A 12,116-nucleotide genomic window follows, 5' to 3' on the forward strand; every position below is an offset into this window, starting at 1 on the left:
CACATGACCGGACTACTGCTTGAAAAAGACAGCAATGGCGTTGCTTGGTTGAGCCTCAATCGACCAGAGAAACACAACGCGTTTAATGATGAATTAATTGCTTCACTTATCGACACCTTGGAAAAACTTGAGAGAGACAACTCTCTACGTGCATTGGTACTAACGGCGCAAGGTAAACACTTTTCTGCGGGTGCGGATCTTGGCTGGATGCAGTCAATGGCCACCAAAACCGAGGGGGAAAATCTGCAAGATGCACAGCAGTTAGCGTTGCTCTTGCACAAACTGGATACCTTTAGCAAACCAACCATTGCTATGGTGCATGGCGCTGCATTTGGCGGCGCACTTGGGCTTATCTGCTGCTGCGATATCGCTATCGGTACACCTGAAAGCCGCTTCTGTTTGAGTGAAGTGAAACTCGGTTTGTTACCCGCGACAATCGGACCCTACGTCATTCGAGCGATTGGACAACGACAAAGCCGACGCTACTTTTTAACCGCGGAACTGATTGATGCCGAAACCGCACTATCGATGAGTATTCTTCATCAGATAGACTCTCAACCACGTGAAGCCGTCAATCGCACCATTGATCACCTGCTTAACAACGGTCCACAAGCCATGCAGGCAGCAAAAACGCTCTGCTTACGTTGTGACAATCAACCTATCGAGCATTCATTAATTGAATACACCAGCCAAGCTATTGCAACCGCCCGCGTGTCCGAAGAAGGACAAGAAGGACTGAGTGCATTTTTTGAAAAGCGCGCCGCCAATTGGAGGAATCATGTTTAAAAGAATACTGATCGCAAACCGCGGTGAAATTGCCTGCCGAATCATTAAAACCGCAAAAAGCATGGCTATAGAGACGGTTGCCGTCTATTCCGAAGCGGATCGCAGCAGCTTACATGTTAAACAAGCGGATTTCGCTGAATTCATTGGCCCCGCTCCTGCGAGTGAATCGTATCTCGATATCGATGCAATTATCGGCGCTGCGAAAAAATGGCAAGCCGATGCTATCCACCCTGGGTATGGTTTTCTTTCCGAGAACCCTAAACTGGCGAAAGCGTGCAGCGAAAATGGCATTGTTTTTATTGGCCCTCCCACCAGCGCAATTGAAGCAATGGGTTCGAAGTCGCAAGCCAAAGCCATCATGTCTGAGGCGAACGTGCCCTTGGTTCCCGGCTATCACGGCACAGACAACAGCGTAGAGCACTTATTAGCGGAAGCTGAAAAAATCGGTTACCCAGTGATGCTTAAAGCAACACAAGGTGGCGGCGGCAAAGGCATGCGAGTGGTCAACAGCGCAGCCGAAATGCCGCTGGCTATCGACGGAGCGCAGCGTGAAGCACTTTCAAGCTTTGGCGATAAGCAGCTTCTAATCGAAAAATGCATATTGCAGCCTCGCCACGTGGAAGTTCAGGTATTCGCAGACCAGCGTGGCAACTGTGTCTATCTTTCTGATCGCGATTGTTCCATTCAGCGTCGTCACCAAAAAGTAGTCGAAGAAGCACCAGCTCCCGGTCTTAGTGATGAACTGCGTAAACAAATGGGTGAAGCTGCGGTTCAGGCCGCTCAAGCGATCGACTATGTTGGCGCTGGCACGGTGGAGTTCTTACTCGATAGCCGAGGTCAATTCTACTTCATGGAGATGAATACCCGTCTGCAAGTTGAACACCCTGTCACTGAATTGATCACCGGCGTTGATTTGGTGGAGTGGCAATTCAAAGTCGCAGCTGGCGAGCATTTACCTATTTCGCAATCGGAAATCACCCACAACGGTCATTCAATTGAGCTGCGAATTTACGCAGAAGATACAGACAATGACTTTATGCCGTCGACTGGCCGCATTGATTACTTAAAAGAACCCGTATCAGACAGTAGTGTGCGCCTAGCGTGCGTACGCGTTGATAGTGGTGTTACCCAAGGCGATAGCATCAGCGAATATTACGATCCAATGATCAGCAAGCTGATCGTCTGGGGGCAAACTCGTGATATCGCTCTAAAGCAGATTAAGCAGGCGTTAACTCAATATCACGTACGTGGCGTAACGACAAACATTGGTTATCTGCACAGTATTATTTCGCAGCCAGCCTTTGCCGAGATTGAGCTCGATACAGGTTTCCTCGTAAGACATCAACAAGGCATAAATGAGCAGCAAGACGTCTCGGATTCAATCTGGCTTACATTGGCGGCGGTTGCTCGTTGGAATGATCTCATTTCAAAATCAGACAGCTCAACGTTACCCGCGCCAACCAAACGAGGTTTTAGACTGTCAGTTGACAACGTTTACCGATTTAACTTCACGGATGCCAATGCCAACCATCAGGCACGTTTGCAACAATCATCGCAAGATACAGGATCTCACTTCACTGTCCGATGCGGCGAGGATCTGCATCAGGTCATCCTGCTTGAAAGTGACAACCAGTTTATCGTCGATATTGATAATGTGCGTTACACCTTTAATGCACTTAGCGATGAACAAAGAACAACACTATTTTATCTTGGTCAGCAGCGCACGTTCGCTCATCAACCTAACTTTGACTCTGCAAAAGATGTAGATGATGAACTAAGTCCAACCGCACCACTCAACGGCATAATTTCAGCAGTTATGGTGGCTAAAGGTGACGAAGTGGCGGCGGGCGATCCGCTTTTGGTACTCGAAGCAATGAAAATGGAATACACCATCACGGCTCCGGTAGCAGCAAAAGTCGACGAATTGTTTTATCAGCACGGGGACCAAGTACAGCACGGTTCCATCCTGCTGAATTTGGCTTTGATATCGGATAACGTCAGTGAAGATAAGGAGCGCGAATATGCTACCAGCGAAGGTTAATATCGTCGAAGTCGGCGCTCGTGATGGTCTGCAAAATGAAACGTCAGTGACGCTGGTTGATAAAATCCGTTTGATTAACCAACTAAGCAGCAGTGGCTTAAAGCATATTGAGGCGGGATCTTTCGTCTCTCCAAGGTGGGTGCCTCAAATGGCCGATTCCGATCAGGTGTTTGCTGGTATCTCAAAAAAGCCTGAAGTGGTTTATAGCGCGCTCACACCAAATCTCGCAGGGTTAGAACGTGCGCTGGAAAGCGGTGTAAAGCGAATTGCGGTGTTTGGCTCCGCTTCAGAAACGTTCAGCCAGAAGAACATCAACTGCAGCATTACCGAAAGTCTCGCTCGATTTGAACCCGTTATCGAATTGGCGAACCAGCACAACATTCCTGTACGCGGGTACTTGTCTTGTACCATGGTGTGTCCATATGAGGGAGTAATAAAGCCAGAGCAAACTACCAAGGTCGCCAATACGTTGTTTGATATGGGATGTTATGAGATTTCGCTCGGTGATACTGTCGGTAAAGCAACGCCTAATCGCGTTATCGCCATGCTGGATTCGTTGTTAACGCTACTGCCAAAAGACGCGCTCGCAGTACATTTTCATGACACTTATGGACAAGCATTAGCCAATATCTACCAAGCCTTGTTAATGGGCATCAACACCATTGATAGCGCAGTAGCGGGGCTCGGCGGCTGCCCTTACGCGAAAGGAGCCAGTGGCAATGTTGCAACGGAAGATGTACTTTATCTGTGTGAGCAACTTGGGATTGAAACAGGCGTTGACCTTGGCGTCATCAATGAAGCGGGTTGGCAAATTTGCCGTGCGTTAGGAAAGTCTCCTGCTTCTAGGGTCGCATTAGCTCTGGGCGATCCGTATAGCTTGTAAATCATCAACAACCAATCAGGTAATGTATTTAAACGGGCATGCAGACGTACGTGCCCGTTTTTTATTGTTACTCATAAAAACCTTAACGCTCAACGGTCTTCATCACATTAATTAGTGCCTGATTTCAGCTACAATTTAGTTTCAAAGCGAACATATAAAACAGGATCAGGTAAATGCTCATAACATTTCGTTGTCGAAGCCACTCAAACGTCACAATGTTTGGTGATATTGCATTAGATATGCTCAAAATGATGGGTCACAGCGGCACGGTGCCGGGATCAATTTCCGCTCAAGATGTTCCTGACGCGTTATCAAGATTAACTTCTGCTCTATCTGCGAAAAATGCAGCTGAAGAAAACCTCCCTACTGATGTAGACGAAGAGGAAGAACAAGCAGAGCCCGCGGTAAGCCTAGGACGCAGAGCGTTTCCACTGATTGAGTTGCTAAAATCAGCAATCAAAGAAGAATGCGAAGTCATGTGGGACAACCAATAACGCCTTCAAACTGGTTTCTAGCGAGGTGAATCCGTGTTGTGACCGCCTCGCTATGGTTACTCGACACCAAGATAAGAACACCAATACCGCTTATCGCCCTATCCGTTTCTCTCCCTAGACAACTTGATTTGCCCATCAATGTGCACATCTCGTTGTGGAAACGCGATTTCAATGCCGTGCTTTTCGAAAGCTTCGTAGATTTCAAAACGCATGGCACTTGCGACCGAGCGAATACCGCCCTCAACCGTTGAGTTAATCCAAAAATAAGATTCGAAGATCAAAGCATTGTCACCAAAGTCTTGAAAAAACACATCTGGCGCTGGCGAACTCAGAACTTGCGCTTGCTGCGAAGTCACTTCCGCCATTAAGGCAGCAACCTGTTTGACATCGCTCCCATACGCGACGCCGACGACGACCGAGCCACGAACTAATCTGTCGCATAACGTCCAGTTGATCACCACGTTCTCAATCAACTGACTGTTGGGTATGAGCATATGAACACCATCGGTTCGTCTGATTCTCGTTGAACGTGTATTTATTTGCTCGACAGTGCCTTTGGCGCCCTCAACCTCTAAAAAGTCCCCAATTCGAATTGGCTTTTCACCAATCAAAATCCAGCCACTTATGAAGTTGTTAATGATGTTTTGCGCACCAAAACCGAAGCCGATAGCGATGGCACCAGACAGAAAGGCAAACGCGGTAATTGGCACATTGATCATCGAAAGTGTGGTCATAAAAATAATGGCGAGAGCGATGACAAATAATATCCGTTTAACCAAATGAATCACGTTTGGGTCTTTCCCCGATGAGGACATTCTTGACGTAACGGTTTTGATCAAAATTTTTGATAACCATAAAGCGACAATCACCCATGTCGGCACCATCAATATCGCCCATAACGTGATAGGTTGTTCGTTAAAGGTAAACAGCGTTGTTTCTAAAAATGAAATGACCCGTTCGAACATAAAGTGTTCACTCTTGATTCATCGTTGCCAGCAAGCCAGAGCGCATAAGTCTTAAATTTTTAGGTCAATCGATAGCGCAAGCGGCTCAACTAAGTTCTTCTTATTAACTATATTGTAATCTACGTAAAACGCTTCGAGTGGTTTCCCACTTTGGCTTCAACCGATTAAGCCATTTAGGGAGCACGTCTTTGTGAACTAAACGAGCCAATCAACCAACTGGATACGCAAGGCAAATCAGTGATAACTTTCTGATTTTTAAGCGTCAAATTTTCACTTCGAATCACTCTCACTTATTATTATGCACCTTATTGCAATTTATATTGATGGAATGATTGTTATGTCAGAACTGACTCGGATGCGCTCTGGAGAAACCTATAATTGTCTGGATGAAGAACTAAAGCTAATGCGCGCCAAAACTGCGCAGCTTGTCTTCCAGTTTAACCACGAGCCAAACCCAGATATCCGTAGACAACTATTGGCGGAAATGGGCGTCCAATTAAAAAACAGCGCCTGTATAGAGCCACCGCTACAACTTACCTACGGTTGTCACTTGTCCATCGGAGAAAACACCTACATCAACTGGGATGCCATTATTCTGGACAATGGGCAGGTTGAGGTTGGCGCGAACGTCATGATTGGGCCTAGAGTGCAAATTTACACAGCCGCTCATTCACTCGATACACAAAGACGCTTAGCCGGAGATGAGATCGCCAAACCGGTAACAATTGGCAATAACGTTTGGATTGGTGGGGGCGCAATCATACTGCCGGGCGTGACCATTGGCGATGAGGCCGTCGTCGGCGCTGGCTCTGTCGTAACCAAAGACGTTGCGCCGGGCGATCGAGTTGTTGGAAATCCGGCGCGCTCCATTAAACCAAAAAACTGAAGAAAGTCGCTATTTCGCCAAATGCTCGCGAATAATATTAGCGAGCAGATTGAGAGCATGAACATATCTGTCATTGAGCTCAAAAGAAGCGTTAAGACGAATACAGTGATCGTATTGTTCTGTCAGGCTGAACATCTTTCCCGGTGCGATGCTGATATTACCTTTTAGCGCTTCTCGATATATCTGCAAGGCATCAATATGCTTGGGAAGCTCTAACCAAATAAAGTACCCACCGCTTTGGCTTAACACTTTGACTGCTTCAGGTAACAGCTCACTAAGCAGAACCGTCATCTTACTTTTACGTTCAAACAGCTTTTTCCGTAACTGCTTCAAATGAGATTCATAATTGCGGCTTGTTAAATAGTGCACCAATGTCATTTGCACTGGTGCACTCGTCGCTAATGTACTCATTAACTGTAACTTTTGTACCTCTAGCGCCCGCTTTCCCGCCGCAACCCAACCAATACGTAGCCCTGCGATTAACGATTTTGAAAACGAGGAGCACAACATGGTATTGCCCGTGTCATCAAACATTCTTAGTGGGTAAACCGAGTCATTCTCGGCATGCAGTTCGCTGTACACATCATCTTCAATCACTGGCACGTTATATCGCTGTGTCAGCTCAATCAGCTTTTGTTTTTTCTCGTTGGTGAGCGTAAAACCCAGAGGATTTTGGAAGTTCGACATCAGCCAACATGCTTTCACATCGTGTGTTTGCAGCGCTCGTTCCAATGAGTCTAGGTCAATGCCCGTGACTGGGTCTGTTCTTACTGAGAGCGCTTTCAAACCTAACCGCTCTAAGGATTGCAATGCACCATAAAATGCAGGCGACTCCACAACCACCCAATCTCCCGGTCTTGTGCAGGCTTGCAAACTGAGCGTTAACGCCTCCAGCGCGCCTGCCGTAATGACAATTTCATCGGGTGAAATTTCAATGCCTTTCGCAGCATAACGCTTCGCGATGATGGTGCGTAATTGCTCGTTTCCCGGCGGTAAGTTATCAAAGGTGGTGGAAATCGGCATATTGCGAGCGGCTGCGCTCATCGCCCGATTCACGTGATATCGTGGGTACAAACTTGGGTCTGGATAGGCAAAGCCAAAATTGATCATGGATGGATTTTTACTCGCCTGCAGAACATCAAAGATAAACTCATTGATGTCTACCTGCTCAGTCCACGAAACCGCGGCTGGCGCTTGGGGTTCATTTGAGCTCTTAATATTGGGCGCGACTCGATAACCAGATCGCGGCTGTGACGTGACCCAGCCTTGAGATTCCAGAATTTGATACGCGTGCAACACCGTCATCAAGCTCAAACCCGAGTGTTCAGATTGGCGACGCAGCGAAGGCAGCTTGTCACCCGGATGCCATATCCCCGATTTTATCTGCCTTTTAAGCTGTTCCACTAACTCTTGATACTTCGCCAAACGCAAATCCCCTTCCATAAAGCCGAATTCAAAATAATAACACTTCAATATTTAATCTGTTATAGGTTTATAGTCACTGTCTGTACCTACTTCCCTCATTCCGCTCCTTTTAAAATAGCTCTCTCATAAAACTTAAAAGATCAAAGGAAGTTTAATGTTTGGCCTCGACGCATTTATGCTTGCACGGATACAGTTCGCCTTTACGGTATCCTTTCATATTATTTTCCCCGCTATCACCATAGGTTTGGCCACCTATCTCGCCGTGCTGGAAGGCTTATGGCTAAAAACACGTAATCCCGATTACCAAAAGCTCTATCACTTCTGGTCGAAAATTTTTGCGGTTAACTTTGGAATGGGTGTTGTATCTGGTCTTGTCATGGCCTATCAATTCGGCACCAACTGGAGTGGTTTCTCCGACTTCGCTGGTTCTATCACAGGCCCATTACTGACTTATGAAGTGTTAACGGCTTTCTTTCTCGAAGCCGGATTTCTTGGCGTAATGCTGTTTGGGTGGCGTCGCGTCGGCGAAAAGCTGCACTTTTTTGCAACCTCGATGGTGGCGTTAGGAACGATCATTTCGACGTTCTGGATTCTCGCCTCCAACAGTTGGATGCAAACGCCACAAGGCTATGAAATTGTCGACGGACGTGTGGTGCCAACCGACTGGTTTGCTATCGTTTTCAATCCTTCATTTCCTTATCGTTTGGCGCACATGAGCGTCGCGGCTTTCGTCAGTTCAGCACTCTTTGTAGGCGCGTCAGCCGCTTGGCATTTATTGAGAGGCAATCAATCGACTGCGGTAAAAACCATGTTTTCGATGTCGCTCGGGATCTTAGTGTTCCTTGCGCCACTCCAAGCCGTGATTGGCGATGTGCACGGGCTAAACACTCTGGAACACCAGCCCGCCAAAATCGCTGCCATCGAAGGACATTGGGATAACAGCGATGGCAAACCAACCCCATTGATATTGTTCGGCATGCCAAACATGGAACAAGAACGCACAGACTATGCCTTAGAAATTCCTGTTTTAGGAAGTTTGATCCTACGCCACAGTTTAACTGAGCCAATCCCGGCGCTGAAAGACTTCCCGAAAGAGGAACGACCGAACTCACCTATCGTCTTTTGGTCATTTCGAATCATGGTCGGGCTAGGACTTCTGATGATTTTTCAGAGCTTCTACAGCATATGGTTACGAAAAAAGAACACGCTTTATACTTCGCGTTGGTTCCTCAAGTTTTCATTGTTTATGGGGCCATCTGGTCTTATCGCAATACTCGCTGGCTGGTTTACGACAGAGGTTGGTCGGCAACCTTGGGTCGTGTATGGCGTACAAAAAACGCGTGATGCGGTTTCTGCACACGGAGACCTACAAATGAGCATCAGCCTGCTGTGTTTCCTTGTTGTATACAGCTTGGTATTTGGTTTTGGTTATTACTACATGATCCACCAAATCAAGAAAGGCCCCGATGCAATCGAACACGATGAGCACGACATGACGACCGTTTCAGGTCGCATTTAGAATTTGTCACAAAGTGAAGGTAGAAAATATGCATTTTGATTTATCCGTGATTTGGTTCGCGATCATCGTTTTTGCCACTTTGATGTACATCATCATGGACGGCTTCGATTTGGGTATTGGAGTACTGATGCCCTTCATCAAGGATGAAAAGCAAAAAGACGTCATGGTCAACAGTGTCGCACCTGTTTGGGACGGTAACGAAACTTGGATTGTACTTGGAGGCGCATCTCTATTTGGCGCTTTTCCGATGGCTTACGCTGTGATTATTGAAGCGCTAACCATCCCTTTAACGTTGATGTTGATTGCTTTGATCTTTCGTGGCGTCGCGTTTGAGTTTCGCTTTAAAGCATTGGAAAGCCACTTAAAGTTCTGGGATCGCTCTTTTATGGTCGGCTCGATTTTAACCACGTTTTTCCAAGGCATCGTTGTTGGCGCGGTAATTCAAGGCTTTGCGGTGGAAAACCGCGTCTTCGTAGGTAGCCAACTCGACTGGCTCAGCCCTTTTCCCATCTTTTGTGGTTTGGGTTTAGTCGCAACGTACGCGCTGCTTGGTAGCACATGGCTCATCATGAAGACGGAAGGTGAACTGCAAAACACGATGTACCGCTTCACTAACAAAACACTACTGGCAATGATCTCCGCATTAGTCATTGTGAGCGCTTGGACTCCACTTGCTTACCCTGCCATTGCGGAAAGATGGTTTTCTCTGCCTAATTTGTTCTACTTACTGCCCGTACCTGTCATTACTGGGCTGGTATGTTTGAAGATTGCCGACTCCGTTAAAAAGCGTAAAGAGCGCAGCCCTTTCGTGATGGCATTGGTGATCGTGATTCTCGGGTTCGCTGGGCTTGGCATCAGTATCTGGCCAAATATCATTCCTCCTAGCATATCAATATGGGAAGCAGCGGCTCCTGCAAGCAGTCAGCGCTTTATGCTCGTTGGAGCAGTGATCATCATCCCGATCATTCTGGCTTACACCTTTTGGAGTTACTACGTCTTCTCCGGAAAAGTAAAAGAAGGCGAAGCGTACCATTAACGAGTTGATAAGGAGTGAGTATGAAAATCAAAAATTGGTGCCGCCAATGGGCTTGGATGGTTGGAATTTGGGTCGTTAGCGTCGCTGCATTAGGGTTAGTGTCTATGTTATTTCGCGTCATGATGACCGCTGCCGGGTTAAAATCTTAGCTCGGCACTTTTAAGTCAATAAAAAATGGATGCCTCTAGATCTTGTGTAAGAGCTAGAGGCGTTTGCATTCAAGTCCGACTTTTCACGTGTGCAGACAATACGATCGTAGATTCTAAACCGCGAGCCACTTCAAAATAACCACCAGCACGAGATAGCTGACGAGCCGTCAATTTTTCTTTGCCTAGCTTTTCAAACCAATAAGGCGCCAATGAGCACTGAGCCGAACCTGTGGCAAGATCTTCTGAAATACCGATTTTAGGTGCAAAGTAACGCAGCACATAGCCACTATCAGAACTTTGAGCCGTCACGATGACCGCATGAAACTCATCAATTTTAATCAGCTCATCAAAGTTAGGTTGATAGAGAACAACATCATCTTCGGACTCGAGAACAACAACCAAATCACGCGTTGTAAAAGCATCTACGGGGCGATTGGAAAAACCTGAAATATCCAAGGGGATGGCATGAGGCTTGGCTTGCCAACTTGGCATCACGATCCTGTACATTCCATCAAGTTCAGTAACGGTAATATGGCCATACTGGCTTTTTAGAATGATCTCATTCTGATGATAGTTGGAAATGATTGCAGCGCCTGCGCCCAAACTTCCGTGTCCGCATAGGTTGATCTCTCCTTCTAGGCTAAACCAGCGAATGTGGTAGTCAGTGCCAGACCGAACCACAAATGATGTGACAGGTTGAGCGACCTGATGAGTGATTTGAAGTAATTCAGAATCACTCAGCCAGTGATTTAGTTCGACAACGCCACATGGGTTACCTTGAGCTAACTCATCACAAAATACATCATATATTTGTGCTTTAATCATCCATCACCCTTGCGGTTTAACCATGCATTAAATCAAGGTCCTCGTCATTATCATCTCGATAAAAACGAGAGTTCAGCTATCAAGTCAACTTGATGTAGGTAATATATACGACAACAGAGTCGCAATCTTCAGTAAGTTTTGTTCGTTGGGTACAATCGACAGGTTATATGACAAAGCTTTAAGCCTCAACATGACCGATGTGCATGGCTACTTTTAGCGCTTGTTTATTGAGATTAGATGCCTCCCAAGCAACGACAACACGACTGGTTAGGGGGATATCATCAATCTCGGCGACTGTCGCGGAATCATCGAGATGTTCAGCCAGTGAGCGCGGAACGAGAGCAATACCTAACCCAGCCTGCGCCATGGCAATCGTCGTACGAAGTTGCGGTGCTGCGAACTGTGGTTCGAGCCTTACTCCTGCGTCGGCAAAAAGTGTACTCATGCCATCAAACAGTGCGGGTCCAGTCTCTCGTGGAAACAGTAAAATTTTATGGCCTCTCAACTGTTTCATCTGGATACAGGGATATTTTGCCAGTTCGTGCCCCGCCGGAATCACCGCGACAAACGGGTCGTTAAACAACACCTTGTGCTCAAAAGGCTCACTGGCGTAACAGGGTAGCCGCATGATTGCGAGATCAAGTTGTTTGCTTTTTAACTGAGTGGCAAGCTCTGGCATTGACAGTTCCGCCGTCTGGAAGTGAACCCCATTCTCTTGAATTCGCCCCACCCTCTCTAATACCTTAATGCAAGTTGATGTTGACGTTGCGAACGCGATTTTAACCTGCGTATTTTCACCACGGGCAATCTGTCGAGCTTTTGCTTTAGCGCGTTCCACATCAGCAAGAATATTTACCGCATCCGTATAAAAGACTTGCCCTGCATGGGTCAGCTCTACTCCTCTAGACAAGCGCTTAAATAGGTCTACGCCAAGCTCGTGCTCTAACTTTTTGATTTGTTGACTTAAAGGAGGTTGCGCAATCCCTAGCTGTTCAGCTGCTCGGGTAAAGTGACGAGTCTCGGCGACCGCGACAAAATACTTCAGGTAGCGAAATTCCATATATTTTCCATATCAAAATAAATCTTTTTTATATTGGATTTAGCACC

General features: G+C 46.7%; 12 protein-coding genes. 8 read left to right on the forward strand and 4 right to left on the reverse strand.

The window, feature by feature from the left end; translation table 11 throughout:
- Positions 1-3: 3 nt before the first annotated feature.
- From R7P80_RS09440 to R7P80_RS09455, 4 genes are all read left to right on the forward strand, one after another.
- On the forward strand, positions 4-786 hold the full coding sequence (locus R7P80_RS09440; RefSeq protein ID WP_005373249.1) for an enoyl-CoA hydratase-related protein: 783 nt from the start codon (positions 4-6) through the stop codon (positions 784-786).
- Complete coding sequence (locus tag R7P80_RS09445) at positions 779-2,827, forward strand: acetyl/propionyl/methylcrotonyl-CoA carboxylase subunit alpha (protein WP_005373251.1); 2,049 nt, start codon at positions 779-781, stop codon at positions 2,825-2,827. The genes R7P80_RS09440 and R7P80_RS09445 overlap by 8 nt, the downstream gene beginning before the upstream one ends.
- Positions 2,808-3,710 carry a hydroxymethylglutaryl-CoA lyase gene (locus tag R7P80_RS09450; protein ID WP_005373253.1) on the forward strand — a complete coding sequence of 301 codons (903 nt, stop codon included), beginning with the start codon at positions 2,808-2,810 and terminating at the stop codon, positions 3,708-3,710. Before R7P80_RS09445 ends, R7P80_RS09450 begins: the two co-directional genes overlap by 20 nt.
- A gap of 173 nt (positions 3,711-3,883) precedes the next feature.
- Positions 3,884-4,204: a DUF1840 domain-containing protein gene (locus tag R7P80_RS09455; protein WP_005373256.1), complete on the forward strand. Its 321-nt coding sequence runs from the start codon at positions 3,884-3,886 to the stop codon at positions 4,202-4,204.
- A gap of 98 nt (positions 4,205-4,302) precedes the next feature.
- Here the strand turns inward: R7P80_RS09455 and R7P80_RS09460 are convergent, their stop codons facing one another.
- Positions 4,303-5,169, reverse strand: a complete 867-nt coding sequence (locus R7P80_RS09460; RefSeq protein WP_005373258.1) for a mechanosensitive ion channel family protein — start codon at positions 5,167-5,169, stop codon at positions 4,303-4,305.
- A gap of 337 nt (positions 5,170-5,506) precedes the next feature.
- Between R7P80_RS09460 and R7P80_RS09465 the strand changes: the two genes are divergently transcribed.
- Positions 5,507-6,055 (forward strand): sugar O-acetyltransferase, encoded by a 549-nt coding sequence (locus R7P80_RS09465; RefSeq protein WP_025767897.1) that lies wholly within the window; start codon positions 5,507-5,509, stop codon positions 6,053-6,055.
- 9 nt (positions 6,056-6,064) lie between these two features.
- On the opposite strand, the gene R7P80_RS09470 is transcribed toward R7P80_RS09465, so the two are convergent.
- Positions 6,065-7,498 (reverse strand): PLP-dependent aminotransferase family protein, encoded by a 1,434-nt coding sequence (locus R7P80_RS09470; RefSeq protein ID WP_206957786.1) that lies wholly within the window; start codon positions 7,496-7,498, stop codon positions 6,065-6,067.
- A gap of 136 nt (positions 7,499-7,634) precedes the next feature.
- Between R7P80_RS09470 and R7P80_RS09475 the strand changes: the two genes are divergently transcribed.
- The 3 genes from R7P80_RS09475 to R7P80_RS09485 are packed head-to-tail and all read left to right on the forward strand — an operon-like array spanning position 7,635 to position 10,184.
- A complete protein-coding gene (locus R7P80_RS09475) occupies positions 7,635-8,999 on the forward strand; it encodes a cytochrome ubiquinol oxidase subunit I (RefSeq protein ID WP_005373264.1) in 1,365 nt (454 codons plus the stop codon).
- A 28-nt stretch (positions 9,000-9,027) separates the two neighbouring features.
- Positions 9,028-10,035 (forward strand): cytochrome d ubiquinol oxidase subunit II, encoded by a 1,008-nt coding sequence (gene cydB / locus R7P80_RS09480; RefSeq protein WP_005373265.1) that lies wholly within the window; start codon positions 9,028-9,030, stop codon positions 10,033-10,035.
- Positions 10,036-10,055: 20 nt separating this feature from the next.
- Positions 10,056-10,184 (forward strand): DUF2474 domain-containing protein, encoded by a 129-nt coding sequence (locus R7P80_RS09485; RefSeq protein ID WP_005373267.1) that lies wholly within the window; start codon positions 10,056-10,058, stop codon positions 10,182-10,184.
- A gap of 69 nt (positions 10,185-10,253) precedes the next feature.
- Here R7P80_RS09485 and R7P80_RS09490 read toward each other — a convergent pair whose 3' ends face one another.
- Together R7P80_RS09490 and R7P80_RS09495 are read right to left on the reverse strand one after the other, a co-directional pair.
- Positions 10,254-11,009, reverse strand: a complete 756-nt coding sequence (locus R7P80_RS09490) for a PhzF family phenazine biosynthesis protein (RefSeq protein WP_005373270.1) — start codon at positions 11,007-11,009, stop codon at positions 10,254-10,256.
- A 178-nt stretch (positions 11,010-11,187) separates the two neighbouring features.
- Positions 11,188-12,069 (reverse strand): LysR family transcriptional regulator, encoded by an 882-nt coding sequence (locus R7P80_RS09495; RefSeq protein ID WP_005373271.1) that lies wholly within the window; start codon positions 12,067-12,069, stop codon positions 11,188-11,190.
- Positions 12,070-12,116 lie beyond the last annotated feature (47 nt).

It is taken from the genome of Vibrio sp. 2092 (assembly GCF_033339635.1).
GTDB classification, from domain to species: domain Bacteria; phylum Pseudomonadota; class Gammaproteobacteria; order Enterobacterales; family Vibrionaceae; genus Vibrio; species Vibrio alginolyticus.

Bases quoted from the DNA above. Each gene is read 5' to 3' on its own strand.
- R7P80_RS09440 (WP_005373249.1), top strand. From the start codon at position 4: ATGACCGGACTACTGCTTGAAAAAGACAGCAATGGCGTTGCTTGGTTG.
- R7P80_RS09445 (WP_005373251.1), top strand. From the start codon at position 779: ATGTTTAAAAGAATACTGATCGCAAACCGCGGTGAAATTGCCTGCCGA.
- R7P80_RS09450 (WP_005373253.1), top strand. From the start codon at position 2,808: ATGCTACCAGCGAAGGTTAATATCGTCGAAGTCGGCGCTCGTGATGGT.
- R7P80_RS09455 (WP_005373256.1), top strand. From the start codon at position 3,884: ATGCTCATAACATTTCGTTGTCGAAGCCACTCAAACGTCACAATGTTT.
- R7P80_RS09460 (WP_005373258.1), bottom strand. From the start codon at position 5,169: ATGTTCGAACGGGTCATTTCATTTTTAGAAACAACGCTGTTTACCTTT.
- R7P80_RS09465 (WP_025767897.1), top strand. From the start codon at position 5,507: ATGTCAGAACTGACTCGGATGCGCTCTGGAGAAACCTATAATTGTCTG.
- R7P80_RS09470 (WP_206957786.1), bottom strand. From the start codon at position 7,498: ATGGAAGGGGATTTGCGTTTGGCGAAGTATCAAGAGTTAGTGGAACAG.
- R7P80_RS09475 (WP_005373264.1), top strand. From the start codon at position 7,635: ATGTTTGGCCTCGACGCATTTATGCTTGCACGGATACAGTTCGCCTTT.
- cydB (WP_005373265.1), top strand. From the start codon at position 9,028: ATGCATTTTGATTTATCCGTGATTTGGTTCGCGATCATCGTTTTTGCC.
- R7P80_RS09485 (WP_005373267.1), top strand. From the start codon at position 10,056: ATGAAAATCAAAAATTGGTGCCGCCAATGGGCTTGGATGGTTGGAATT.
- R7P80_RS09490 (WP_005373270.1), bottom strand. From the start codon at position 11,009: ATGATTAAAGCACAAATATATGATGTATTTTGTGATGAGTTAGCTCAA.
- R7P80_RS09495 (WP_005373271.1), bottom strand. From the start codon at position 12,069: ATGGAATTTCGCTACCTGAAGTATTTTGTCGCGGTCGCCGAGACTCGT.